This is a genomic window from Stenotrophomonas sp. 63632_Sma (assembly GCF_056482875.1).
In genome coordinates, this window is record NZ_CM151220.1 from 625,658 (window position 1) to 652,255 (window position 26,598).

A 26,598-nucleotide genomic window follows, 5' to 3' on the forward strand; every position below is an offset into this window, starting at 1 on the left:
CATGAGCCTGCGTTTCCTTCCCTGGTCCTTTGCCCTCGCGCTGCTGGTCGGCTGCAGCACCGTGTCCGCACCGCATGTGCAGCGCAAGGGCAATCTGTCGCCCACTGCCGAGGCCGGCCAGGCGGCCGAAGTCGCCGCTGATGCTGCCCGTGACGCCCAGGGCGCTCCGCAGGCGGTGATCCGCCGTGGCACCGGCACCATGATCAACCGCGAAGCAGCACGCGCACCGGCTCCGGCACTGCATGGCGCCAGCACCGGTGAAGCAACCTTCAATTTCGAAGGCGAATCGGTGCATGCGGTGGTCAAGGCCATCCTCGGTGACATGCTGGGCCAGAACTACGTGATCGCACCGGGGGTGCAGGGCACAGTCACCCTGGCCACGCCCAAGCCGGTGTCGCCGGCGCAGGCGTTGAACCTGCTGGAGATGGTGCTGGGCTGGAACAATGCCCGCATGGTCTACAGCGGCGGCCGCTACAACATCGTCGCCGCCGATCAGGCATTGGCCGGCACTGTCGCGCCGAGCACGGCGCCGGCAGCCAGCGCGCGTGGCTTCGAGGTACGGGTGGTCCCGCTGCAGTTCATCTCCGCAACTGAAATGAAGAAGGTGCTGGAGCCGTACGCGCGCCCCAACGCCATCGTCAACGTCGACAGCGGCCGCAACGTGATCACCCTGGGCGGTACCCGCGCCGAGCTGGAAAACTACATGCGCACCGTCGAGATCTTCGACGTTGACTGGCTGTCGGGCATGTCGGTGGGCGTGTTCCCGATCCAGTCCGGCAAGGCCGAGCAGGTGGCCGCCGACCTGGAGAAGGTGTTCGGCGAGGAGAGCAAGACGCCCAGCGCCGGCATGTTCCGCTTCCTGCCGCTGGAAAACGCCAACGCGGTGCTGGTGATCACCCCGCAGGTGCGTTACCTGGACCAGATCCAGCAGTGGCTGGACCGCATCGACACCGCCGGTGGCAGCGCCCGCCTGTTCTCCTATGAGCTGCGCTACATCAAGGCGCGCGATCTGGCCGAACGCCTCAGTGAAGCCTTCGCCAGCAGCGGCAACCGCGGCGGCTCCAGCCCGGCCTCGCTGGCACCGGGTGCAATGCCGTCGCAGCTGGGCAGCGACGGTGACCGTGGCATGGACAGCAACAACAGCAGCAATTTCGGTTCGACGCCGGGCACTGGTTCCAGTGGCACCGGCAACGGCAGCATGAACCTGCCGCAGCGCCAGTCCGGCAATGTCAGCGTCAGCCTGGAAGTGGAAGGCGATCGCGTGGGCGTGTCGGCGGTGGAGGAAACCAACACCCTGCTGGTGCGCTCGACCCCGCAGGCCTGGCGCTCGATCCGCGAAGTGATCGAGAAGCTGGACGTGATGCCGCTGCAGGTGCATATCGAAGCGCAGGTGGCCGAGGTCGCACTGGAGGGGGACCTGAAGTACGGCGTGAACTGGTTCTTCGACAACGCGGTGGCCGGGCGCGCGCTGACCGGCGCATTGGCCGGCGTGACCCTGCCGGCCGCCGCCGGCGGCTCCTGGAGCAGCTTTGCCGGTGCCGCGACCGGTGGCGAAGGCCTTGGCTGGGCATTCACCGGCCACAATGGCGCGGCGGTGGTGAGCGCGCTGGACAAGGTCACCGATGTGCGCCTGCTGCAGACCCCCTCGGTGTTCGTGCGCAACAACGCCGAGGCCACGCTCAACGTGGGTGACAAGGTGCCGATCAATACCACCACGGTGAACACCGGTATCGGCACCAGCAGCTACAGCTCGGTGCAGTACATCGACACCGGCGTGATCCTGAAGGTGCGCCCGCGCGTCACCCGCGACGGCACGGTATTCCTCGACATCGTGCAGGAAGTGAGCAGCGCCTCGAACGTGCCGGAGAACTGCAACCCGCAGGAGCGCAACTGCAACCCGCGGATTTCCACCAAGAAGCTGTCGACCGAAGCGGCGGTGCAGAGCGGCGACACCATCATGCTGGCCGGCCTGATCACCGACACGGGCACCGATGGCAGCAGCGGCATCCCCGGCTTGAGCCGGATTCCGGTGGTGGGCGCACTGTTCGGGCAGAAGAGCCGCACCAGCCGCCGTTCAGAGGTGATCGTGCTGCTGACGCCGAGCATCGTGCGCAACGGGCAGGAGGCACGCACCCTGACCGACGAGTACAGCCAGCGCTTCCGCGCGATGGAACCGCTGAACCAGCCGCGCGCAAAGAAGTAAGGGGTTTACGGCCGGGCTGCGCCCGGCACCCGCAGAGGCGAGAGCCGAAGCAACAGCAACAGCAACAGCGGGTTTCTGGGGGATGGCGGGGCGGTGTGGGTTGTCAGGACACGCCGTAAACCCGTCCCTGGGGGCTCGATGGCGCCATCCATGGCGCCAACGGTCCTGCCAACCCACACCGCCCCACCTCTGATAGATTCCCGCGGCTGTTGGTAGGTGTCGACCTTGGTCGACACGCTGGATCCACGCCATGCGTGAATGCTTTTCGATTCCAATTCGAAATATTCGATTCCGATGGAGATTCATCCACGCATGGCGTGGATCTACTGCAGATCGCAGAGATCTGTCGAAGGCGGGGTGGGTCCGGTTGTGGGGGCGTGAGCCGCATGGATGCGGCGACCGAGCTTACATGGACGTACTTGCAGCGTCCCCCGCAACCGGACCCACCCCGCCATCCCCCAGGAACCCAGCTTTTGCTCCGGCTGTTGCTTCGGCTCTGGCTCTGGCCTCTGCAGGTGCCGGGTGCAACCCGGCCGATACCCTCCAGTGCTAGGCTGTGGCTACCGACAACCACGGAGGCGGGATGGGGGCGATCGTGTTGTTGCCGCTGTGCGTGGACGATGCCGCACTCGACCGCTGCCTGGCCGCGCTGGATGCCGGCACTGCGCCGGGAACCGCGGTCTGGCTGGCCGATGACGCGCAGACCGGCCCGCGTGCGCAGGCGGTGGTGGAGCATTGGTTGGCGCATACGCCATTGCAGGCCGAATACACCCGCCGCGCGCGGCCGTTGGGCGAGGTCGCCCATCTGGATGAGATGCTGCGCGCCTGCGAGGGCATGGACGTGGCGGTGCTGGCGCCGGACAGCGTGCCCGCGCCGGGCTGGCTGCAGCAGCTGCAGGATGCCTTCGCCCGCGACGCCGCCATCGCCACCGCAACCCCGTGGTGCAATGCCGGCGAAACCGCTGCATGGCCGCGGCTGGGCGAAATCAATCCCGAACCGGAGGACCCGGCGCTGCTGGCACACACCTGTGCCACGCTGCCGGTGCTGCATCCGGAGCTGCCCTCGGCGGTCACCCACGCGGTACTGGTGCGCGGCAACGCGCGTCGCCGCGCCGGCGGCCTGGACGTGGACAGCTACGCCGGCTGGAACGCGGCACTGGTGGACCTGAGCCTGCGCATGGCTGGCCTGGGATGGCGCAACGTGCTGTGCGAGACCGCCTTCGTCAGCCGGGCAGGGGAGGCGGTCAGCCGTGATGGCGATCTCGAGGCCCTGGCCGCGCGCTGGCCGGGGTGGGTGCCACGGTTGGCTGACTTCCTCATGCACGATCCGTTGCATGGCCTGCGTGCCGATCTGCAGCAGCGCATGCGGCAGGCGATAATGCCGAAGGAACAGGGTGACCTGTTCGTCTCGTCTTCCGCGCCGGAGCCTCCTGCTTGAATGTTGCCATTGCCGCCATCGTCGTCACCTACCAGAGCGGCAGCACCATCGACGCCTGCCTCTCGCGTCTGCGCCAGGCGCAGGACGTGGCCGAGATCCGGGTGATCGACAATGGCTCGATGGATGGCACGCTGGATATCGTGCAGCGCCATGCCAGCCACGACCCGCGCGTGCGTTTCGTCGGCAATCCGGACAATCCCGGCTTTGCCGCCGCCAACAACCAGGGCGTGGCCGATTCGCACAGCCCATGGCTGGCCTTCATCAACCCGGACCTGATGGTCGAACCGGAGACGTTGGCCGCACTGCGCAGCCGCGCGGAAGGACTGGGCGACTGCCTGCTCGGTGTCGAGCAGGTGGACGAGCAGGGCCATGCCGACGAAGCCGTGCGCCGCCGCGACCCGGATTTCCTGATGATGCTGCGCTCGCCGGGCAAGGGCTCGAAGCTGGCGGTGCCGCGTGACCCGCAGCAGGCGCTGCAGCGGGTGCCGGCGCTGTCCGGTGCGCTGCTGATGATGCCGCGTGCATTGTTCGACTGCATCGGAGGTTGGGACGCCGACTATCGCCTGCATGCCGAAGACCTGGACCTGTGCCGGCGTGCACGCGAAGCCGGAGCAGTGGTGGCGATCGCCAATGACCTGCAGGTCACCCACGTTCGTGGCGTCTCCAGCCGCTCGCGGCCGTTCTTCGTTGAATGGCACAAGCACAAGGGCCTGTGGCGCTATTTCCAGAAGTTCGAGGCCAGGCAGCGTTCGCTGCCGGTGCGGGTAGCGGTGTGGGGCGCGATCTGGGCGCACGCGCTGATGCTGGTGCCGAAGCTGCTGCGCAGGGCGCTGTAGCGCCGCAAGAGCATCCACGCATGGCGTGGATCTACCAATGTTGTTTCCCGTGAGCTGAGTGTGGCCGCAGGCACCCCGGTTCACCCTGCCGGGCGCATAATCCGCCCCATGCCTATCATCCAGTCCCTGCTCGACACCGACCTGTACAAGTTCACCATGATGCAGGCGGTGCTCCACCAGCACCCCGGCGCCCAGGTGCAGTACCGGTTCAAGTGCCGCACGCCCGGCATCGACCTGGCCCATTACATCGACCAGATCGACGAAGAGATCGACCACCTGTGCAGCCTGCGTTTCAGCGACGCGGAGCTGGACTACATGCGTGGCCTGCGCTTCGTGAAGCCGGACTTCGCCGATTTCCTCGGCCTGTTCCACCTCGACCGCAAGTACATCCAGCTGCGCGCGTCGGAGACCGTGCCCGGCGAGATCGAACTGGACATCACCGGCCCCTGGCTGCACACCATCCTGTTCGAAGTGCCGCTGCTGGCGATCATCAACGAAGTCTGGTTCCGCAACACCACCACCGCCGACTTCGCCGAGGGCGAGCGCCGCCTGCAGGCCAAGGCCGCGCTGCTGCGTGATACCCCGGGGTTCGAGCAGTGCCGCATCGCCGACTACGGCAGCCGCCGCCGCTACTCGCGTGACTGGCATGCCCGTCTGCTGCCGCTGCTGCGCGATGCGCTCGGCCCGCAGCTGGTCGGCACCAGCAACGTGCACTTCGCCCGCCTGTACGGCATGACCCCGCACGGCACCATGGCCCATGAGTACCTGCAGGCGTTCCAGGCGCTGGGCCCGCGCCTGCGCGATTCGCAGGTGGCGGCACTGGAGTCGTGGGCACGCGAGTATCGCGGCGACCTCGGCATCGCGCTGTCCGACGTGGTCGGCCTGGATGCGTTCCTGCGCGACTTCGACATGTACTTCTGCAAGCTGTTCGACGGCGTCCGCCATGACTCCGGCGATCCGTTCGACTGGGGCGACCGCATGCTGGCGCACTTCCAGCAGCGCCGGGTGGATGCACGCAGCAAGGTGCTGGTGTTCAGCGATGGGCTCGACATCGCCAAGGTGATGCGCCTGTACGACTACTTCCGTGGTCGCTGCCAGGTCGCCTTCGGCGTCGGCACCCACCTGACCAATGATCTGGGGCCAACGCCGCTCAACATCGTCATCAAGATGGTCCGCTGCAACGGCCAGCCGGTGGCCAAGCTCAGCGATTCGCCGGGCAAGAGCATGTGCGACGACCCGGGCTACCTGGCCTATCTGCGCCAGGTGTTCGAGCTGCCGCCGGCGTAAACACGTCGGCTTACAGGTAGTCGACCACCACCAGGTAGGCGCCCTGCAGCGGCTGCTGCTTCGAAGCCTGCACGCTGTAACGCTCGGAGAAGGCGATATCGCCGGCGCGCATCGCGCTGGCCGACACCGACAGCTTCTGGCCCTGGCGCTTGCCGTCGCGCAGCGTCGCGGCCTGACCATCGGCCAGCGCCGTCACGGCCACCGTCGAGCCCTTGGCCGAGGGCGGGCAGGCGGCCAGGCTCAGCTCACCCTGGGACAGGTTCGTCGTGCAGCCCGGCTCGGCGATACGGCCGCTGAAACGGATGCTGCCGCTGCTGGCCTGGGCCAGCGCACTGACGGACATCAGGGCCACACACAGCAGAATGGAGTTCCTCATGACACGTTCTCTGGTTCGGTGTGTCCTAGTTAGCGACAGGTTCGATCCGTCTTTAATAGGACAAATCCGAATCTGCTAGGGCCATCACCAAGAAAGAGTGATGCGCATCAAATAAGGCGATTTCCACCTGAAAAAAGCCTGTTTTCGCGCATGCCGAACGCGCCACGGGAAGCGTCATGCAGGGTCGTTTGTGACCTGATCGCCTTGCCGTCAAATCCCCCACGCCCGCCGGGCTCTCATTTCGCCTACCACGTCACATTTGAGGCGTCAATGAATTGGCGTTCAGAAAAATAATGAGACTTTCATCACAGTTGTGCCTATACTTGCGTCACGGATTCAGGGGAAGGTATGTCCGAGTCCGGCCACAGGTGAGACGCAAGGATGGGTCTTGATAGCCCGGCAGTGCTCCTTGCTTCCTCCTCTACTTCTCATCTCTTCAGTAGGGTTAGGTAAAAGCGAATGCACAAGATCAATATCATCGCCGCTCTGATGCTGGCCGCCGCTCCGCTGGCCGCCAACGCCGCCGACGGCACCATCACCTTCAACGGCAAGGTGACCGACAAGACCTGCACCATCTCGACCCCGGGCGGCAAGGACTTCTCCGTCAACCTGCCGACCGTGTCCAAGAACACCCTGGCCGCCGCCGGTAACGTTGCCGGTCGCACCCCGTTCGCCATCAACCTGACCAAGTGCAGCGCCGGCAACGTCGCGACCTACTTCGAGCCGGGTTCGACCGTTGACTTCAACACCGGCCGCCTGCTGAACCAGGCTTCGGCCAACGCTGCCACCAACGTGCAGCTGCAGCTGCTGGGTTCGAACAACCAGGTCCTGCCGATCAAGGCTGCAGGCGCTGGCCAGGCCCAGACCAACTCGCAGTGGGTCACCGTCGGCACCGACGGCTCGGCCGATCTGAACTACTACGCTGAGTACTACGCCACTGCCGCCGCCACCCCGGGCGACGTCACCAGCAGCGTCAAGTACACGATCATCTACAACTGATCGTAGTCGTACCCGCACTGGCCGGCGTACGCGCCGGCCAGTGCCTCGCGGCCCCTGGCCACATACCTCGAGCGTAGTACTTCCGATGAAAGCATTCTTTCCCCGGGCGCTGCTGCTGGCAGCGTTCACGCTGCCCTTCTGCCAGAACGCTCTGGCCGGCGTGGTGGTCAATGGCACGCGAGTGATCTATCCGGCGCAGGCGCGCGAAGTCACCGTGCAGGTCGACAACGTGGGCGATTCGCCGGCGCTGGTGCAGGCCTGGATCGACAGCGGCGACGCCAACCAGACCGCCGATACCAGCGATGCCCCGTTCGTGCTGACGCCGCCGATCGCGCGCGTCGAGCCGGGCCGCAGCCAGGCGCTGCGACTGATCTTCTCCGGCGCGCAGCTGCCGACCGACCGCGAGTCGGTGTTCTGGCTCAACGTGCTGGATGTTCCGCCGTCCCCGGACAACGCCGACAGCGGCGAACAGAATTACCTGCAGGTCGCGTTCCGTTCGCGCCTGAAGCTTTTCTACCGGCCGCAGGGCCTGAAGGGCGTCGCCAACGACGCGCCGGCAGCGCTGCGCTGGACCCGCACGGGCGACCGTCTGCGGGTGGAAAACCCGAGCCCCTTCCACGTCACTCTGGCCGAAGTACATGCCGTGACCGGCAGCAGTGAAAAGGCCGTCGAGGACAAGGGCGCGATGGTCGCGCCGAAGCAGAGCCTGGAGTTCGCCGCACCGGCGGGCACCGACCAGGTCCGCTTCATCACCATCAACGACTACGGCGGCCGGGTGGAACACACCATCCGCCTCGGCAGCACCGGGGGCTGAACGCGCCGCGCCGGCCTTGGGCCTGCGCATCCCGCCACCGCCGCTGTGCGGCGAATTGAAGGAATGTCAGTGTGATCGGAAACAGATTGACATTGTCGATCCATCAGGCGCTTTGCCTGTTGGTTGCTGGCGTGGCCTGCCCAGGATGGGCGCTGGCTGCCCCGGCCAATCTCGGCGAACAGGCGCTGATGGCGCAGAGTGGTGCGGCCAATGCGCGTGCACCGGAATCGGCCCAGTTCAACTCCAGCTTCCTGTCTGGCCAGGCCAAGCAGGTCGATCTGGCGGCCTTCAGCAACGGCAACCCGATGGTGGCCGGCAACTACCGTGTCGACGTCTACGTCAACGGTGCCTGGCAGGGCCGTCGCGATCTGCAGTTCAAGGCCGATGCGCAGGGCCGTGTCGACGCCTGCCTGCCGCTGCCGATGCTGGAAGAAATGGGCGTGGACAGCGAAGCCGTGCTGCTGCAGCAGGATCCGTCCGTGCCGACCGACAAGACCAGCTGCGTGCCGGTCCAGCAGCGCATGGCCAATGCCTATGGCGTCTATGACAGCGGCAACCTGCGCTACGACCTGAGCATCCCGCAGGTGTTCCTGCGCCGTGAGGCACGCGGCTACGTCAACCCGGCGCTGTGGGACCGCGGCATCAATGCCGGCTTCGTCGGCTACAGCTTCAATGCCATCGACAGCGACAGCCGTGTCGAAGGTGGCCAGCGCAACCGCAGTGCCTACCTCGGCCTCAACGCCGGCCTGAACCTGGGTGGCTGGCAGTTCCGCCACGATTCGAACCTGACCTGGTCCGAGGGCGATGGCCGCCATTGGCAGAGCATCGCCACCTATGCACAGCGCGGCATCCCGCAGGTGCGCGGCATGCTCACCATCGGTGAGGCCTACACCACAGGTGAACTGTTCGACTCGATCGGTTACCGCGGTGCCAGCCTGGCCAGCGACGACCGCATGCTGCCCGATTCGCTGCGCGGTTACGCGCCGGTCGTGCGCGGCATCGCCGAGACCAACGCACGCATCGAAGTGCGCCAGAACGAGCAGCTGATCTACTCCTCCACCGTGTCGCCGGGCAGCTTCGTCATCGACGACCTGTACCCGACCGGCTACGGCGGCGACCTGGAAGTGAGCGTGATCGAGGCCGATGGCCGCCGCCGCGAATTCAAGGTGCCGTTCGGTTCGGTGCCGCAGATGCTGCGCGAAGGCGTGTCGCGTTACTCGTTGACCGCCGGCCAGGTGCGCAACAAGCTGCTGGCCGATGAGCCGTGGCTGGTGCAGGGCACCTACCAGCGCGGTATCGGCAACCAGCTGACGCTGTACGGCGGCAGTGCACTGAGCGACGGCTACCTGTCGCTGCTGTACGGCGTCGGCCTGTCCACGCCGGTTGGCGCGTTCGCCGCCGACGTCACCCACGCACGTACGACGTTCGACCACTACGGCAACCACACCGGTGCCAGCGTGCGCTTGAGCTACAGCAACATGATCGGCGAGACCGGGACCAACCTGACCCTGGCCGCCTACCGCTATTCGACCGAAGGCTTCTACAGCCTGCAGGACGCGCTGTATGGCCGTGATTCGGACAAGCGCGGCATCGATCCGACCACCCGTGGCCGTCAGCGCAGCCAGTTCCAGGTAACGCTGAACCAGCCGCTGGGCCGTCGCGGCGGCGCGCTGTACGTGACCGGCTCGGTGCGTGACTTCTACGACCGCCCCGGCACCTCCAAGCAGTATCAGGTGGGCTACAACAACGCCTGGCGTTCGGTGAACTACGGCTTCTCGGCGCTGCGCACCGAAGAGGGCGTGCTCGGCCGTTCCGATACCCAGTACCTGCTGTCGATGAGCGTGCCGCTGGGCCGGGGTTCGCACCCGGTGTCGTTCAGCGCCGACCTCGGCGTGCGCGAGCGCGGTGGCTACGACAACAGCCGCGTTGGCATCACCGGTTCGACCGGCATCGACAACAACTTCAGCTACGGTGTGGCGCTGTCCGACTCCCGCGAAGGTGGCACCACCGCGGTGGGCAGTGCGGAATACCGCAGCCGCTACAGCGCGTTGAACGCGACCTACAGCCACTCGCGCGATTTCCGCCAGGCGTCGGTCGGTGCCAACGGCAGCGTGGTCGTGCATCCGGGCGGCTTCACCTTCACCCCGCAGCGTGGCGACACCATGGTGCTGGTGGAAGCGCCGGGCGCACGCGATGCGATTGTCAGCAACGCCCCGGGCCTGCGCGTCGACGGCCGCGGCTACGCGGTGGTCCCGTACGTGTCGCCGTACCGCCTCAATACCGTCACCCTCGACCCGCAGGGCATGGCCCACGACGTCGAGCTGGAAAGCACCAGCCAGTCGATCGCGCCGTTCGCCGGAGCCATCAGCTACCTGCGCTTCGATACCCGCAAGGGCAACGCGCTGCTGATCCAGGTGCGCAACCCCGATGGCCGCACCATGCCGTTCGGTGCGCAGGTCAAGGACGAGCAGGGCCAGCCGGTGGGCATGGTCAGCCAGGGCGGCCGCCTGTACGTGCGCAGCGAGAAGAACCAGGGCCAGTTGCAGGTCGAGTGGGGCGCAGGTGCCGATCAGCGCTGCACCATTGATTACCAGGTACCGGCGGGCGCCGACGCGTCCAAGACCGGCTTCATCCCGCTGGAGGCAGCATGCCGATGATTTCTTCCCGTGGCCGCAAGGCATTGGCCGCGTTGGCCCTGCTGGGTGGTGTGCTGCTGGCGCAGCAGGCCAGTGCGGCCTGCCGCATCCAGATCAACGGCTTCGTTGCACAGGACGTGCAGATGGACATGGGTCAGATCGTGATCCTGCCCAGTACACCGGTGGGTGGCGTGATCAAGGAAATCAGCGTGCCGATCAACCAGCAGAACAGCGTTGCCCGCTGTGACTACTGGTATAGCGGCTACTCGACAGGCGAGTACGTCAACGCGCCGCAGAAGCGACCGGTGGCCGGCTTTGCCAACGTCTATGAGACCGGCGTGGCCGGTGTGGGCATCCGCCTGTTCCGCGACTCCGGCGCGATCCAGGCCTATTACCCACATACCATCAATTTCGCGGCCAACTCCACGATCTCGCTGATCGGTGGCCAGTTCCGCATCCAGCTGATCAAGACCGCCGCGCAGACCGGTTCGGGCGTGATCGCACCGAACGGTCGCTTCACCACCTACTACTTCGATGGTGATGGCCCCAGCCGCCCGGTGCTGACCTCCACCTTCAGGGGCTCGGGCACCACCGTGGTCAGCCCGACCTGTGAAGTGCAGGCCGGCAGCCGCAACATTGCTGTCGATTTCGGCAGCGTGCCCAACACCACCTTCTCCGGTGTCGGTTCCAAGGCTGTCGATCGCGATTTCGAGATCCGCCTGAACTGCCAGGGCAGCAACGTTGCTGCCTACCAGAGCAAGATCGGCATCCGCCTCGACGCCGACCAGGACAGCTCGAACATGCCCGGCGTGCTGAAGCTGAGTGCGGCCACCAACAGCGCCACCCGTATCGGCATCCAGATGGTCCAGCGCGATGGCAGCACCGAGCGCGAAGTGCGTTTCGGCCAGACCGTCAACGTCGGCACCACCGTGCCGGGTACCAGTGTCATGGCGCTGCCGCTGCGTGCCCGCTATGTGCAGACCCAGGCCGGCACGGTGGGTGCAGGTGTCGCAAACGGCCAGGCCACCTTCACCATCCAGTACGAGTAAGGCGGCCGCAGGCCGCGCCACTGCTGCGTTCCACCGCAACGTCGCCCGTTCCACGGGCGGCGTTGACTGCGTCTTGATCTTCCAACGATGAAGATCAATGCCACGACGCACGTACCATCATTCGAATGTGATGTACGTCGCGATTTTGGAGTTTCCTCATGAGGTGACCGTCTCCTGCCTGCGGGTGTTGGACGGGAACGCCGAAAGGATCCAGACGTGGCTACAGCTCCTGGCATTCCCTCGCGCCGGCCTTTCGGAGCGCTGCGATGAAGGTCCTGTCGGTGTTCGGCACGCGACCGGAAGCGATCAAGATGGGGCCGCTGGTAAGGGCCTTGGCGGAGGCTGCGGACATCGAATCGGTGGTCTGTATCACCGGCCAGCACCGGGCGATGCTGGACCAGGTGATGTCGCTGTTCGCGATCACCGCCGACCATGACCTCGATGTCATGGTGCCCAACCAGACCCTCAATGGCCTGTGTTCCAAGCTGTTCGAACGGCTTGACGCGCTCTACACGCAGGTTCGTCCGGACCGGGTACTGGTGCACGGCGATACCACCACGGCGATGACCGCCGCACTGGCCGCGTTCCACCACCGCATTCCGATCGGTCACGTCGAGGCCGGCCTGCGCACCGGCGACATCAACCGGCCGTGGCCGGAGGAAATGAACCGGCGGGTGATCGATGTGGTCGGCCACCAGCTGTACGCGCCCACGCCCAGCTCGCGCGCCAACCTGGCCGGTGAACACCTGGGCGGGCAGATCCTGGTCACCGGCAATACCGTCATCGATGCCCTGCAGCAGACCGTAGAGCGGCTGGATGCCGACCCGGCGCTGCGTGCGCGGGCTGACGAACCCTTCCACATGCTTGACCCCGATCGTCGCCTGCTGCTGGTCACCGGCCACCGCCGTGAGAGCTTCGGGCAGGGCTTCGAGGACATCTGCCGTGCACTGGCCGAACTGGCGCGGCGGCCGGACCTGCAGGTGCTGTACCCGGTGCATCTCAACCCGAACGTGTAGGGCCCGGTCAACGCCCACCTCGGCCATCTCGACAACGTGCACCTGGTGCCGCCGCAGGACTACCTGCGCTTCGTGCGCCTGATGCAGCGCGCCGACGTCATCCTCACCGACTCCGGTGGCGTGCAGGAAGAAGCGCCTGCGCTGGCCAAGCCCGTGCTGGTCATGCGCGACGTCACCGAACGCCCGGAGGCGGTCGAGGCCGGTGTGGTGACGCTGGTCGGCACCACGCCCTCGCGCATTGTCGAGGCGGTCAACGCAGCACTGGCCCAACCACCGAATCCGACCCGCTTCGATCCCGACGCCAGCCCCTACGGCGATGGCCGTGCCAGCGCGCGCATCGTCGCCGCCCTGCGTGGCACGCCCCTTCCCGAATTCTCGCCCGGCCTCCGCAACAGCGGTGCCGCCCACCCCCATCCACGCGAAGTGACGCCATGACCCAGACCGGCCGCTCTCCCCTGTTTGCATCCGCCGCCGCGTTCGTCCTGTCGGGCGTGGTTGCCAGTGCCCATGCCGCCGACAGCGTCGCCGGCCAATTCGCCGAATGGAGCGGCGACAGCACGGTCAGCCGGCAGATGACCCTGCGTGAACTCGGTTTCCGCCAACCGCTGGTGCTGAGCGGGCAGGAGAGCCAGCGCGAGGTCTACCTGCCGGTGCCGGCCGGCGTCGCCACCCGCGATGCGCAGCTGCAGCTGGACGGGCGCTATGTGCGCGGCCACGCCGGGCGCACTTCCGGCCTGTGGTCGGTCGATGGCGATCCGATCGCCGCGCGCTCGATCACCGATGCGCAGGGCGACGCCAGCCAGCTGCTGGCCATTGATGGCGAACCTCGCCAGAACGGCTTCGTGCGGGTCGGCGTCGGCTGGTGGTCGATCGTCTCCGACTACCAATGTGCCGACCAGAGCGCGCCGGCCAACGTTTTGCGGCTGTCGCCGGACTCGCGTTTCAGCTACCGCTTCGACGGCCGCGCCGTGGACACCGTGGCCAAGGCCTGGGGCGCGCTGCCACCGCAGGTGCGCCTGCTGGTGGACGGCAAGGCGCTGCAGGCGCCCGCCTACGACGCCGCCTGGCGCATCGGTACCGCGTTGCAGGGCGGTGGCAAGCAGGTGCAGGTGGTGGCGCTGCCCAAGGTCGGTGACAGTGTCGACCTGGCCGGCATCAGCATCCCGGCCAGCCTGCAGGGCGTGCCAGCCTATGCCGCGCTGGCTGCGGGCGAGCGCACGCATGCGATCAAGGACCTGGCCGAAGTGGGGGCGCTGCTGTCGCTGCGTGACAGCGGACCCTTGGCCGCTGACGTGATGATCGGCAGCGATGCGCTGCGGGCCGGCGTACGCGCGGCACTGGACGCGCTGGCCGTACAGGTTGCGGCTACGGGTGCCGATGCGGGCGCTGCCTTCGCCGCGTGGCGCGGTACCGATATGGGCGGCCTGGAAAAGCCCACGGCCAACGCATCGGTCAGCGTGGTCGCCGTTGCTGGCCGTCCGACGCTGGTGGTCGACCCGGCGGCGGCGGGCAAGGTCGCCGGGTTGTTCGCCGAACAGTGGCGCAGCTATGCGCTGGGCCGCAGCCTGCAGGTCAGCGCGGCGGGAACACCGAAGCTGGACGGAGACCAGGTGCTGCTGAGCCGGCTCGGCAACATCGCCGGTACGATGGATGTGGTAACCCGCGCGGACCGCAGTGCCACCTTCGACCTCGGCACGCTGTCGGCCGATGGGCGCCTGCCCGAGGAAGTGGTGATCGATGTCTCGGCGGCGCCCAACGCCGCCGGGCAGGGCGCGGTGGCCACGATCCATTTCAACGATTACCTGCTGGGCGGTAAGGTGCTGTCGGCCAATGGCCAGCCGCAACGGCTGGTGGCCAAGGTGCCGGCCTACGCGCTGTCGGCGCGCAACGAGATCCGCGTCAGCTTCCTGCGCCAGCCGGCACGACCTTATTGCCACGATCCGGCCACCGCCTATCCGGTCTCGATCCTGCCCAGCAGCCACCTGACCCTGGCCAAGCGGTCGCTGGGCAGTGATTTCGTCGGCGCCAGCAGTCAGCTGTCGCGCGGCAACCAGGTGTTCGTGCCGGCCACGTGGCTGCAGGATGCACCGGCATCGCTGCGCAAGGTGATTGCGGTGGCCAGTGCAGTGGGTGCCTCGCCGGAGGCGTCGGAACTGAAGGTGGTCGATGCCGGTGCGGCGGTCAGCCCGGGTGCGCCGTGGCTGGCGTTCGGTGTGGCGCCATCGGGTGTCGATGTGGCCGGCCTGAAGGACGGTCATCTGCTGCTCGGCGGGGAGCCGCAGCCGCTGCTGGATGTCAGCGGGTTGGATCGTGCCGCGGTGGTGCAGGTCGGCACCGCCGGCGGACAGCTCGGCGTGCTGTACAGCGACCTGGGCGCACAGGCACCGCCGTTCGGCGCACCGTTCCGGCTGCTGCGCGGTGATCTCGCCGTGCTCGACGGCAGTGAGGCCGTGCGCGAATTCGACCGCCAGGATCCCTATGGCACGCGTATCGCGCAGGACGGCAATCCGCAATCGAAGTGGGAACGGCACATGGTCTGGTTGCTGCTGCTGGTCGGCGTGATCGTGTTCGCGCTGCTGGCCGCCCGCGTTACCCAGGTGCGCCGCCGCAAGTCCGCCAACACAGGGCACTGATCCACCGTGGACGGTCTGTTCTGGAACATCCAGCTGGCCAACTACTACGCTGCCTTGGAAACCACGGCGGCTGCGGTGGCCGTGCTGATCCTGATCTCCAGCCTCGATGACCTGTTCATCGATGTCTGGTACTGGGTGCGCGAGAGCTGGCGGGCGCTCACCATCAAGCGTCGCGAGGCGTACCGGCCACTGACCCAGGAAGACCTGCTGCAGCGGCCGCAACAGCCGCTGGCGATCATGGTGCCGGCGTGGATGGAGTACGACGTCATCGCGCAGATGGTGGAGAACATGATCAACGTACTCGACTACCGCGAGTACGTCGTGTTCGTCGGCACCTATCCCAACGACCAGCAGACCATCGACGAAGTGGAGCGCATGCGCCGCCGCTACAAGCGCCTGCGCCGCGTGGAAGTGCCGCATGACGGGCCGACCAGCAAGGCCGACTGCCTGAACTGGCTGATCCTGGCCATCTTCGATTACGAGAAACGCCACGACATCGAGTTCGCCGGGGTGATCCTGCACGACAGCGAGGACGTGCTGCACCCGATGGAACTGCGCTTCTACAACTACCTGCTGCCGCGCAAGGACATGATCCAGTTGCCGGTCACCTCGCTGGACCGCGAGTGGTACGAACTGGTGGCCGGCGTCTACATGGACGAGTTCGCCGAATGGCATGCCAAGGATCTGGTGGTGCGTGAAAGTGTTTCCGGCATGGTGCCGTCGGCGGGCGTCGGCACCTGCTTCTCGCGGCGCGCGCTGCTGGCACTGAGCGCGCAGACCGACAACCAGCCCTTCAACACCGACAGCCTCACCGAGGACTACGACGTCGGTGCGCGGCTGGCGGCGATGGGGATGCAGTCGATCTTCGCGCGCTTCCCGGTGCAGTTCCGCGTGCGTCGCCCGTCCTGGTTCGGCTGGGGCCCGGTACGCGAGCGCACCCAGCAAATGGCGCTGTGCGTGCGCGAGTACTTCCCCGACAACTTCCGCGCATCGTACCGGCAGAAGGCGCGGTGGGTGCTGGGCATCGGCCTGCAGAGCTGGGAGTCGCTGGGCTGGCGCGGCTCGCTGGCCACCAAGTACCTGCTGGCGCGCGACCGCAAGGGCATCATCACCTCGTTCGTCAGCATCATCGCCTACGTCATCTTCCTGCAGCTGCTGCTGTTCTGGCTGTTGAAGATGACCGGGCTGTGGACGATGCAGTTTCCCAGCGTGTTCCAGGCCGGTACCTGGCAGATGAACGTGGCGCTGCTGACCACGGCGGCGCTGGCCACCCGCGTCGTGCAGCGCTTCTACTTCGTCAACCGGCTGTATGGCTGGGAGCATGCGCTGATGTCGATCCCTCGCATGGTGGTCGGCAACATGATCAATTTCATGGCCACCGCGCGCGCGTGGAAGGTGTTCCTGGCCTACCTGCTGTTCGGCAAGCGCATGGTCTGGGACAAGACCATGCACGACTTCCCGGATGCGGCACAGCTGGTGCAGACCCGCAAGCAGCTCGGTGAGCTGTTGACCACCTGGCAGGCGGTGGAACCCGAACGCCTGCAGCAGGCGCTGGATCAGCAGCAGGCAGGCCGCCAGCAGCCGTTGGGCCGCATCCTGCTCACCCAGGGCTGGCTGGATGATGAAACGCTGGCCGAGGCGATCGCCTTCCAGGGCGACCTGCCACGCGCGGTCATCGACGTGGACTACCTGCGCGCCTGCCAGTTCCCGGTCAGTGCCGATGCCTGCGTGCAATGGCGCATGCTGCCGCTGCCACCGCGTGAGCAAGGCACCCTGCGGCTGGCCGTCGCCAGCCCATTGCCCGAAGAGGCGTTGGCGCTGCTGAAGCAGGAAACCCGCAGTGAGCACGTCGAACAGAGCATCGCCCGCGAAAGCGAAATCAACGCGGGCCTGCGCCTGATCGGCGGCGACCGGCAGTGGCACCTGGACAACGTGCCGCTGCTGGGCGACCTGCTGGTAGAAATGCGCCTGATCGACCACGCGCGCTTCGAGATCGCACTGGATGACTACATGCCGCAGCGCGACGGCCGCATCGGCGATTACCTGGTCAAGCAGGGCATCACCACCGAGGAGGCCGTGGCCCAGGCCATGCAGGAACAGCGCCGGCGTGCGGCCACGCTGCAGTCGCGGCCTCCAGGAGCCTTGCCGGCATGAAGACCACGCTGCTGTCCACCGTCATTGCTGTCGCGCTGGCTACAGCCACCGCACCGGTACTGGCACAGGCCGATGCGCCGCTGCCATTGTCCGGTGCGGCCTACCGCATCGCCGAACAGGCGTTTGCCGCCTATGAGCGTGGTGACTACCGAGCGGCGTACCAGCAGTCCACTGAAGCGATCCGGCTGCGCCCGGACGTGGTGCGGCTGCGCCTGCTGCAGATCTATGCGCTGCAGAAACTCGGGCGTGGTGCAGAAGCGCAGCAGCAGGCGCGGCGTGCGCTGGACGCGGGGATGAAGGATCCGGCCTTGCCGGCGCTGGCGGCTGCCACCGCTGCACGTAGCGCGGCAACCGGAGGCGAAGGTGCGCGCACGACATCCCCATCTCGTCCGGTCGGCAGCGCCGCACACCGCAGCAGGCAGCAGGCCTACGCGCTGGCCACCGAGGCGTACGCGGCCTATGACGCCGGGCGGATGGGAGAGGCGGCCAGCAAGGCCGAGCAGGCGTTCCGGAAGCAGCCGAAACAGGGCGCATGGGCCCTGCTATGGGTGGCAGCACTGGAGGCACAGCAACAGCCCGAACAGGCCGACGCCGCCATCGGCACCGCGCTGCAGCTGGGTGCACCGAATGCCGAGGCGCTGCGCACGCGGCGCGTGGCACTGGGTCGCCAACGCGCCCTGCTGCAGGCCCAGCAGGCCTATCAATCGCTGTCCGGAGGCGAGGATGCCGCCGCCATTGAGCAGGCACACGCTGCCGTGGAACTGGCCCCCGACGTGGCTTCATACCGGCTGCTATTGATCACCGCGCAGCTGCAGGGCGATCAGCTGGCCGACGCTGAGCACAGTGCTGATCAGGCATTGCAGGTAGATGCCAACGACCTCAATGCACGGGTCATGCGCGGTTACCTGCGCCAGCGCCAGGGCAGCACGTTGCGGGCCAATGAAGATTTCGACGCCGCACTCGCTGCGCCGGGGTCGACAACGCAGCAACACAACGTGCGTCTGCTGGCGGTGGATGCGGCGCTGGCCAGTGCCGACCGCACGCGCGCCGCGGCGCTGCTGGCACCCTTGCAGTCGGCATTGCCGACGGATGCGGGCGATGCACGCGCGCAGCAGTTGCTGCAGCAGGGCATCGAGCAACGCGCCCGGGCGATCCGTTCCAGTCGCGCGCTTCCCCGCATCAGCGCCCAGACCTACCCGGCACCCGTCCAGCATTGCCAGTCCGGTGATACCGGTAACGTCTGCGAGCTGACGCCGGCCGACCTGCAGGGCGATGGCGGTGCCGCACAGCGCGCCTACGCTGCCTACGCGCGCGAGGACTACGCCGATGCCATCGGTGAGGCGCGGCAGGCCGTGCAACTCGCACCGGACGACGCGAACCTGCAAGCCCTGCTGACCACCACGCTGGCAGCGGGCAACCGCGCACAGCAGGACGAAGCACGGCAGCGCCTGGATGCGGCACTGGCACAGCGTCCTGACGATGCGGAGGCGCTGATGCAGCGCGGCTACCTCAACCAGAAGGCGCACGAACCGGCGCAGGCACTGGCCGACTTCCGTGCCGCCGAGGCCACCGGCAAGGCACCGAAAAGCGTGGTGCTCGACCAGGCCTACGCCAGCGCAGCCAACGGCGATCATCCACAGGCGGTGACCCTGCTGCGTAGCGCCATCGACCGCGCCGACGTCGGTGAGCTGCCGCTGGATGAGCATCAGCGCTACAACGTGCGCAATGCCATCGCCAACTATTCACGCGAGTGGGGCGTGATCGCCTCGGCCGGTTTCCGGGGGGCGCGCCAGGCCGCAACCAATGTCGGCGGTGCGGCGATCAGTACGCCCGGCGATTCGGTGTTCAGTACGCTGGAGGCGTTCTGGCGGCCCCCGGCCTTCAACGACCAGCATGGCACGCTGGAGCTCTACGCACGCCTGCTCAACACGCTGTACGACGAGGGCGGCACCTACGAGTCGATCCGTGCGGTGGATCCGTGCACCGGCGAATCAACGCCGGATGCGCGTGCACGCGCCGAGCGCCTCAGTCATTCGCGCTCGACCACCGGCTGGCCGTCCACCATCGCCTCGTTCGGGTTGCGCTACGCGTTTGGCCAGACCGGTCTGAGCGCCGGCATCGAGCGCCGCCAGTTCCTCGGCAGCGCCACCCGCCAGGGCGAGGTCTACCCCGCATCGGCAGCGGTGCAGTGCCGCCTGCAGCTGGCCCTGAACCGGCCACTGGAAGCCAGCACGCTGGCGCGCTACCGCTTGGCCAGCGGTTCCGCTGGATGGATGTCCTACCTGACCTACGGTTATTACCACGGCACCGATCTGCGCACCGATGTGAACCAGTGGTGGATGGTCAGTGGCTATGCGCAGGGGGGATATACCTGGGACGACAACGGTGCCACCTTCACCCTCGACGCGCTCGATGCCAACGGCACGCCGGTGCGGCGCCTTGGCGAGGCCAACGGGCGCCTGCATCGCGAACAGTGGTTCGCTGCCGGTGAACTGCGCGCCGGGCGCAGCTTCCGTTTCGGTGCCGGGCAGACGCACTGGGTGGTCACACCCTATGTCGTGGTTGGCGCCGATTGGCTGGACCAGCGCTCGCGCGTGCGCGACATCCGTTATCCGCCGTTCCCGGCGCAGTCGTTCGCGCTCAACGATACGCAGCGCAGCTGGTCACTTGGCGCAGGGCCAGGCGTGGGCGTGCGTTACTGGTTCCGCGAGGACCACTACAACACGCCGCGTTCCTACCTGGACCTGACCGTGCAGTACCGCATCGCCATCGGCGGTGGTGATACGCAGCGTGCCAAGGGCCTGTTCGCCACCGCCATCCTCTACTACTGAGGCAGGCCCCAGCGTCGCCGCAGCGCTGCGGCCTGCGGTGTGTCCTGGGTCAGCCATGGCTCCAATGCATAGACCAGCACGTGCTGTGCGCCGCTGTCGCGTGCCCATGCCAACTGCCGCTGGATGCGTGCGGCATCGGCCGTTTCGCCCTTGAATCCGCTGCCGTCGGCGGGGCCGCCGGGCAGTTCGCGGAACAGTTCAACGATCGCATCGAAACCGATGCCGTTGGCATGGAGATGATCGAGCAGCGGTTGCAGCTGCTGCACGTTGCCGGCGCCGGCCACCCCCACGCCGTCCTGCACCATGGGCCGCACGGCCGCGTGCGCGAGTACCGCCTGCCACAGCGTGACCAGGTTGCCATTGGTCTGCAGGCGGCTGAAGTAACAGGAGATCGCACAGTCACCGCCGCGTGCGCCAGCGGCCTGCACCAGGCCGTGCAACCACTGCGCCAGCCAGTGATGGCGGGCCGGATCGGCCCAGTGGTACTGCTCCAGCTCGTAGGGCAGGTACCAGCCCCCGAAGGCCGGCTGCTGCGCCCAGGGCGCCTGTGCCAACCAGCGGCGTGCATGCGCCAGGCTGTCGGCCAGGAAGGCCTGCAGCGTGGCATCGTCGGCGCCGATGGCCTGCCACCAGCGTTGCTGGAAGGGCAGGCCGACGCGGATGCGGATGTCGTTCCCGCTGGCGGCGGTGAACAGCTGCTGCAGGCTGCTGTCGGGCAGTGACCAGTCGCCGTCGCTGCCACCGATGATGCCGGTCCACTGCAGCACCAGCTGCCGGCAGCCCAGCGTACGTGCAAGCTTCAAGGATCGCTGCCAGTCGGCCTGGCCCCACTGCAGGTGGCTGCGCCAGGGCTGCAGGAAGGTGCCATCCACCTGCACCGGCAGCGAGCAGCCGGGCAGGGTGGCGAGCGTACCGGCCAACGGCGCCAGTACTGCCGCACGCAGCAGCCGGCGGCGCAACGGCGAGGACGGATCAGCAGGAAGGACTGGCGGTGGCATGCCCGCATCATCCCAAAGCACCGTGCGCGGCAGGTGAACCACCGCCGGTAGTGCCGGCCGCTGGCCGGCACCGCCCAACGCTTACTCCAATGCGTAGCGCAGGGTAAACAGCACCGCCACCAGCCACACCGCCGGATGCACTTCGCGCCAACGGCCGGTACCGGCCTTCAGCGCGGCATAGGCGATGAAGCCGAACGCCAGGCCATTGGCGATGGAGTAGGTGAACGGCATCGCCAGCGCACACAGTGCCGCCGGCACCGATTCGGTCAGGTCGCTCCAGTCCACTTCCACCAGTTCGCGCAGCATCAGGCCAGCCACGAACAGCAACGCCGGTGCGGTGGCATAGCTGGGCACCATCGCCGCCAGCGGCGAGAACAGCAGCGCGGCCAGGAACAGTGCCGATACCACCAGTGCGGTCAGGCCGGTACGGCCGCCCACCTGCACGCCCGAGGCGCTTTCAGCGAAGGCGGTGGTGCTGCTGGTGCCGAGCATCGAACCGGCCACGATCGCCGTGCTGTCGGCCAGCAACGCGCGGCCGAAGCGCTTCTGCGCGCCCGGCAGCTTCAGCAGGCCGGCGCGGCCGACCACGCCATACAGCGTGCCGGTGGCATCGAACACTTCCACCAGCACGAATACCAGCACCACCTGCAGCAGCACCGCGATCGGCGCGCCGCCGTCATGGTGCAGCAGGCCCGGCAGGTCCAGCTGCAGGAAGGTCGGCGCCAGGCTCGGCGGCAGCGAGACCAGGCCCTGGTACTGCACGTCGCCCAGCGCCCAGCCGGCGCCGGTCACCGCCAGGATGCCGATCAGGATCGCACCACGGATGCGGCGCGCTTCCAGTACCGCGATCAGCAGGAAGCCGGCCAGTGCCAGCAGCGGCGGCGCGGTGTTCAACGGGCCCAGCGCCACCAGCGTGTCTTCATTGCCGACGATCACGCCGGACTTCTGCAGCGCGATGATCGCCAGGAACAGGCCGATGCCGGCCACGATGGCCGAGCGCAGCGACGAAGGAATACCCGACACCAGCCATGCACGCACACCAGTCAGCGACAGCACCAGGAACACCAGGCCGGAGATGAACACCGCGCCAAGTGCCTGCTGCCACGGCAGGCCGGCAGCGCCGACCACAGTGAAAGCGAAGAACGCGTTCAGGCCCATGCCGGGCGCCATGCCGACCGGGAAGTTGGCGGCCAGCGCCATCACCGCCGAACCCAGTGCAGCCGCCAGGCAGGTGGCCACGAACACCGCGCCCGCATCCATGCCGGTGGTGCCAAGGATCTCGGGATTGACGAAGACGATGTAGGACATCGTCAGGAAGGTGGTGACACCGGCCAGCAGCTCGGTGCGCACGGTGGTGCCGTGCTGCTGCAGCTGGAACAGGCGCTCGAACAGGGACATGGGGTCGCTCATGGGTAGATGCCGGCCGCTGGCCGGCATGCATGGTCGGTACACATTGCAAAAGGAGAAAGGCCGCGCGAGCGCGGCCTTTCCTGTTGCCTTACTTCAGCGCCTTGAAGCGCAGGCGCTTCGGCGCGGCGTCGTCGCCCATGCGGCGGCGCTTGTCTTCTTCGTACTCGCGGTAGTTGCCCTGGAAGAACTCCACGTGCGAGTCGCCTTCGAACGCCAGGATGTGGGTCGCGATGCGATCCAGGAACCAGCGGTCATGCGAAATGACGAAGGTGTTGCCCGGGAACTCCAGCAGCGCATCTTCCAGCGCACGCAGGGTTTCGATGTCCAGGTCGTTGGACGGTTCGTCGAGCAGCAGCACGTTGCCACCCTGCAGCAGGGTCTTGGCCATGTGCAGGCGGCCACGCTCACCACCGGACAGCGAACCGACCATCTTCTGCTGGTCCTGGCCCTTGAAGTTGAAGCGGCCGATGTAGGCGCGCGACTGGATCTCGATGCCGTTGATGTTGAGGATGTCCAGGCCGCCAGCGATTTCCTGGAAGACGTTGTGGTTGCCTTCCAGCGCGTCGCGGCTCTGGTCCACGTAGGACAGCTTCACGGTCGGGCCGACCACGATCTCGCCGGTATCCGGCTTTTCCTGGCCGGTGATCATCTTGAACAGGGTCGACTTACCGGCACCGTTCGGGCCGATGATGCCGACGATGGCGCCGGCCGGCACCAGGAAGCTCAGGTTGTCGAACAGCAGGCGGTCGCCGAACTTCTTGGAGACGTTCTTGAACTCCATCACCGCATTGCCCAGGCGCTCGCCCGGCGGGATGAAGATTTCATTGGTCTCGTTGCGCTTCTGGTAATCGACCGACTGCAGCTCTTCCAGGCGGGCCAGACGGGCCTTGCCCTTGGTGCGGCCGCCCTTGGCGTTCTGGCGCGACCACTCCAGTTCCTTCTGGATCGCCTTCTGGCGAGCCTTTTCCTGGTTGTCTTCCTGCTTCAGGCGTTCATCCTTCTGGGTCAGCCAGTCGGTGTAGTTGCCCTTCCACGGAATGCCGCGGCCGCGGTCCAGTTCCAGGATCCACTCGGCGGCGTTGTCCAGGAAGTAGCGATCGTGGGTGACCGCCACCACGGTGCCGGTGTAGCGCGCCAGGAACTGTTCCAGCCATTCCACCGACTCGGCGTCGAGGTGGTTGGTCGGTTCGTCGAGCAGCAGCATGTCCGGCTTCTGCAGCAGCAGGCGGCACAGCGCTACGCGGCGCTTTTCACCACCGGACAGCTTGCCGACCACGGCATCCCACGGCGGCAGGCGCAGCGCATCGGCGGCCACGTCCAGCTGGTTCTCCAGGGTGTGCGCGTCGCCAGCGGCCAGGATCGCCTCCAGGCGCTCCTGTTCCTTGGCCAGCGCGTCGAAGTCGGCGCCTTCCTCGGCGTAGGCCAGGTACACCGCGTCCAGCGCGGCCTGGGCCTGCAGCACTTCGCCCACGCCTTCCTCGACCGCTTCACGCACGGTCTTGGTCGGGTCCAGTTCCGGTTCCTGCGCCAGGTAGCCGACCTTGATGCCCGGCTGCGGGCGGGCTTCGCCCTCGAAATCGGTGTCCACGCCGGCCATGATCTTCAGCACGGTGGACTTGCCGGCGCCGTTCAGGCCCAGCAGGCCGATCTTCGCGCCCGGGAAGAAGGACAGCGAGATGTCCTTGATGATCTGCCGCTTGGGCGGGACCACCTTGGACACGCGGTTCATGGTGTAGATGTATTGCGAGGACATGCGGTCTCCGTAGGCGCGGCCCTGCGCCCGACCCGTCACGGGAACATCCCGTTGCGGCAGCGGGCACAGACTGAAATGGAATACCGCCAATTATAGCCGGAACCGGTTCCGGGCCGCGCCCGGGCAGGGGCGCCGGGCTGGCCGCGGCCTGAATACCCGGTCACAGTCCTGTAGCGGGAAGCGTTTCCAGCCGGAAACGGTTCAGATCGGGTGCGCAATATGGGCTTACCACCCACCCGAGCAGAGGTCTGACATGCGCATCAATCGAGTAATGGCCGGCGCCGTGGCCTCTGTGCTGGCGCTCGGCGCCGTGGCCCCGGCCTTCGCCGACAACGACCACCGCCGCGACCACGACCGCCGCGAGTGGCGCGAGGACCGCCGCGAATGGCGCCAGGACCGTCGTGACTGGGAACGCGACCGCCGCGAGGCCCGGCGCGACTACCGCCAGGATCACCGCGAGTGGCACCGCGACCATGACCGCTACTACCGCCCGGCACCGCCGCGTGTGGTGTACCGCCCGGCCTATGGCCCGGGCTACGGCTGGAAGGTCGGCCATCGCTACCGCGACTACTACCGTGGCCCGATCTATGTGGTGAACGACTATCCGCGCTATCACCTGCGTCGCCCGCCGTATGGCCACCACTGGATCCGCGATGACCGCGGCAACATGCTGCTGGTGGCCATCGCCACCGGTGTGATCGCCCAGTACGTGCTCAGCAGCCGCTGAGTCCGCAGCCACCTCCACGCATGGCGTGGATCTACCGGTACGCCGGTACAGCGCACTCGAAACCATACGGGGCCGGATTCCTTCGGGGATGCCGGCCCCGTCCGTTTCGGCCCCGGCAGGCCCGGTGCGGGGCTACAATCGGGGGCTGAGCCGTACCCCTTTTCCCTGCCTGCTGGAGTACCCGATGTTCCCGCGTGACGTCCGCATCGAATCCTACGATCCCGAACTGGCCAAGGCCATCGCCGCTGAGACCCAGCGCCAGGAAGACCACGTCGAGCTGATCGCCAGCGAGAACTACACCAGCCCGGCGGTGATGGAAGCGCAGGGCAGCCAGCTGACCAACAAGTACGCCGAAGGCTACCCGGGCAAGCGCTACTACGGTGGTTGCGAATACGTGGACATCGCCGAGCAGCTGGCGATCGATCGCCTGAAGCAGCTGTTCGGCGCCGACTACGCCAACGTGCAGCCGCACAGCGGCTCGCAGGCCAACCAGGCCGTGTACTTCGCCCTGCTGCAGCCGGGTGACACCATCCTCGGCATGAGCCTGGCCCACGGCGGCCACCTCACCCACGGTGCCAAGGTGAACGCCTCGGGCAAGCTGTTCAACGCCGTGCAGTACGGTGTGAACGACCAGGGCCTGATCGATTACGACGAAGTCGAGCGCCTGGCCCTGGAGCACAAGCCGAAGATGGTCGTGGCCGGCTTCTCCGCCTACTCGCAGGTGATCGACTGGGCGCGCTTCCGCGCCATCGCCGACAAGGTCGGCGCCTACCTGTTCGTCGACATGGCCCACGTCGCCGGCCTGGTCGCCGCTGGCGTCTACCCGAGCCCGCTGGAGCACGCGCACGTGGTCACCTCGACCACCCACAAGACCCTGCGCGGCCCGCGTGGCGGCATCATCGTCGCCAAGGGCGCCGACGAAGACCTGGTCAAGAAGCTGCAGTCGATCGTGTTCCCGGGCATCCAGGGCGGTCCGCTGATGCACGTCATCGCCGGCAAGGCCGTGGCCTTCAAGGAAGCGCTGGAACCGGGCTTCAAGGCCTACCAGCAGCAGGTGGTGAAGAACGCCCAGGCGATGGCCAACACGCTGATCGCGCGCGGCTACAAGATCGTCTCCGGCGGCACCCAGAACCACCTGATGCTGGTCGACATGATCGGCAAGGACGTGTCCGGCAAGGACGCGGAAGCCGCGCTGGGCAAGGCCCACATCACCGTCAACAAGAACTCGGTGCCGAACGATCCGCGTTCGCCGTTCGTGACCTCGGGCCTGCGCCTGGGCACCCCGGCGGTGACCACCCGTGGTTACGTCGAACAGGATTGCGTGGACCTGGCCAACTGGATCGCCGACGTGCTCGACGCACCGAACGATGACGCCGTCATCGCCCGCGTGCGCGACGCTGTCAGCGCGCAGTGCCGCAAGTACCCGGTCTACGGCTGA

At 67.1% G+C, this 26,598-nt stretch carries 17 protein-coding genes and 1 pseudogene; 14 read left to right on the plus strand and 4 right to left on the minus strand.

Annotated elements, in window-relative coordinates; translation table 11 throughout:
• The first annotated feature begins 1 nt into the window (after position 1).
• From gspD to pncB, 4 genes are all read left to right on the plus strand, one after another.
• Positions 2-2,203: a type II secretion system secretin GspD gene (gspD, locus tag ACZK45_RS02805; protein WP_478445426.1), complete on the plus strand. Its 2,202-nt coding sequence runs from the start codon at positions 2-4 to the stop codon at positions 2,201-2,203.
• A 583-nt stretch (positions 2,204-2,786) separates the two neighbouring features.
• Positions 2,787-3,641 carry a glycosyltransferase family 2 protein gene (locus ACZK45_RS02810; RefSeq protein WP_032128059.1) on the plus strand — a complete coding sequence of 285 codons (855 nt, stop codon included), beginning with the start codon at positions 2,787-2,789 and terminating at the stop codon, positions 3,639-3,641.
• Complete coding sequence (locus tag ACZK45_RS02815) at positions 3,638-4,477, plus strand: glycosyltransferase family 2 protein (protein WP_478445427.1); 840 nt, start codon at positions 3,638-3,640, stop codon at positions 4,475-4,477. Before ACZK45_RS02810 ends, ACZK45_RS02815 begins: the two co-directional genes overlap by 4 nt.
• 108 nt (positions 4,478-4,585) lie before the next feature.
• Positions 4,586-5,764 (plus strand): nicotinate phosphoribosyltransferase, encoded by a 1,179-nt coding sequence (pncB, locus tag ACZK45_RS02820; protein ID WP_125894930.1) that lies wholly within the window; start codon positions 4,586-4,588, stop codon positions 5,762-5,764.
• Positions 5,765-5,774: 10 nt separating this feature from the next.
• On the opposite strand, the gene ACZK45_RS02825 is transcribed toward pncB, so the two are convergent.
• Complete coding sequence (locus tag ACZK45_RS02825; RefSeq protein WP_014645902.1) at positions 5,775-6,140, minus strand: hypothetical protein; 366 nt, start codon at positions 6,138-6,140, stop codon at positions 5,775-5,777.
• A gap of 459 nt (positions 6,141-6,599) precedes the next feature.
• Between ACZK45_RS02825 and ACZK45_RS02830 the strand changes: the two genes are divergently transcribed.
• From ACZK45_RS02830 to ACZK45_RS02865, 8 genes and pseudogenes are all read left to right on the plus strand, one after another.
• Positions 6,600-7,139: a fimbrial protein gene (locus ACZK45_RS02830; RefSeq protein ID WP_032128057.1), complete on the plus strand. Its 540-nt coding sequence runs from the start codon at positions 6,600-6,602 to the stop codon at positions 7,137-7,139.
• Between the two features lie 85 nt (positions 7,140-7,224).
• Positions 7,225-7,953 (plus strand): fimbrial biogenesis chaperone, encoded by a 729-nt coding sequence (locus tag ACZK45_RS02835; protein ID WP_032128056.1) that lies wholly within the window; start codon positions 7,225-7,227, stop codon positions 7,951-7,953.
• Positions 7,954-8,045: 92 nt separating this feature from the next.
• On the plus strand, positions 8,046-10,610 hold the full coding sequence (locus tag ACZK45_RS02840) for a fimbria/pilus outer membrane usher protein (RefSeq protein ID WP_478445865.1): 2,565 nt from the start codon (positions 8,046-8,048) through the stop codon (positions 10,608-10,610).
• Positions 10,601-11,638 carry a fimbrial protein gene (locus tag ACZK45_RS02845; protein WP_478445428.1) on the plus strand — a complete coding sequence of 346 codons (1,038 nt, stop codon included), beginning with the start codon at positions 10,601-10,603 and terminating at the stop codon, positions 11,636-11,638. Before ACZK45_RS02840 ends, ACZK45_RS02845 begins: the two co-directional genes overlap by 10 nt.
• Before the next feature lie 266 nt (positions 11,639-11,904).
• Positions 11,905-13,089: pseudogene (wecB, locus tag ACZK45_RS02850) on the plus strand (non-hydrolyzing UDP-N-acetylglucosamine 2-epimerase).
• Positions 13,086-15,287, plus strand: coding sequence for a hypothetical protein (locus tag ACZK45_RS02855; RefSeq protein ID WP_478445429.1), 2,202 nt, complete (start codon positions 13,086-13,088; stop codon positions 15,285-15,287). Before wecB ends, ACZK45_RS02855 begins: the two are co-directional and overlap by 4 nt.
• 6 nt (positions 15,288-15,293) lie before the next feature.
• Positions 15,294-17,441: a glycosyl transferase family protein gene (locus tag ACZK45_RS02860; RefSeq protein ID WP_478445430.1), complete on the plus strand. Its 2,148-nt coding sequence runs from the start codon at positions 15,294-15,296 to the stop codon at positions 17,439-17,441.
• Positions 17,438-20,272 carry an NfrA family protein gene (locus ACZK45_RS02865; protein ID WP_478445431.1) on the plus strand — a complete coding sequence of 945 codons (2,835 nt, stop codon included), beginning with the start codon at positions 17,438-17,440 and terminating at the stop codon, positions 20,270-20,272. Before ACZK45_RS02860 ends, ACZK45_RS02865 begins: the two co-directional genes overlap by 4 nt.
• Here the strand turns inward: ACZK45_RS02865 and ACZK45_RS02870 are convergent.
• From ACZK45_RS02870 to ettA, 3 genes are all read right to left on the minus strand, one after another.
• Positions 20,266-21,270: a DUF4434 domain-containing protein gene (locus ACZK45_RS02870; protein ID WP_478445432.1), complete on the minus strand. Its 1,005-nt coding sequence runs from the start codon at positions 21,268-21,270 to the stop codon at positions 20,266-20,268. The two genes, ACZK45_RS02865 and ACZK45_RS02870, sit on opposite strands and share 7 nt — an antisense overlap.
• A gap of 81 nt (positions 21,271-21,351) precedes the next feature.
• Positions 21,352-22,668 carry an NCS2 family permease gene (locus tag ACZK45_RS02875; protein ID WP_005408048.1) on the minus strand — a complete coding sequence of 439 codons (1,317 nt, stop codon included), beginning with the start codon at positions 22,666-22,668 and terminating at the stop codon, positions 21,352-21,354.
• 100 nt (positions 22,669-22,768) lie between these two features.
• Entirely contained in the window at positions 22,769-24,433 is a 1,665-nt protein-coding gene (ettA, locus tag ACZK45_RS02880) for an energy-dependent translational throttle protein EttA (protein WP_005412220.1), read from the minus strand.
• Positions 24,434-24,686: 253 nt separating this feature from the next.
• Between ettA and ACZK45_RS02885 the strand changes: the two genes are divergently transcribed.
• On the plus strand, positions 24,687-25,160 hold the full coding sequence (locus ACZK45_RS02885; RefSeq protein WP_125894918.1) for an RcnB family protein: 474 nt from the start codon (positions 24,687-24,689) through the stop codon (positions 25,158-25,160).
• A gap of 184 nt (positions 25,161-25,344) precedes the next feature.
• Positions 25,345-26,598: a serine hydroxymethyltransferase gene (glyA, locus tag ACZK45_RS02890; protein WP_010481990.1), complete on the plus strand. Its 1,254-nt coding sequence runs from the start codon at positions 25,345-25,347 to the stop codon at positions 26,596-26,598.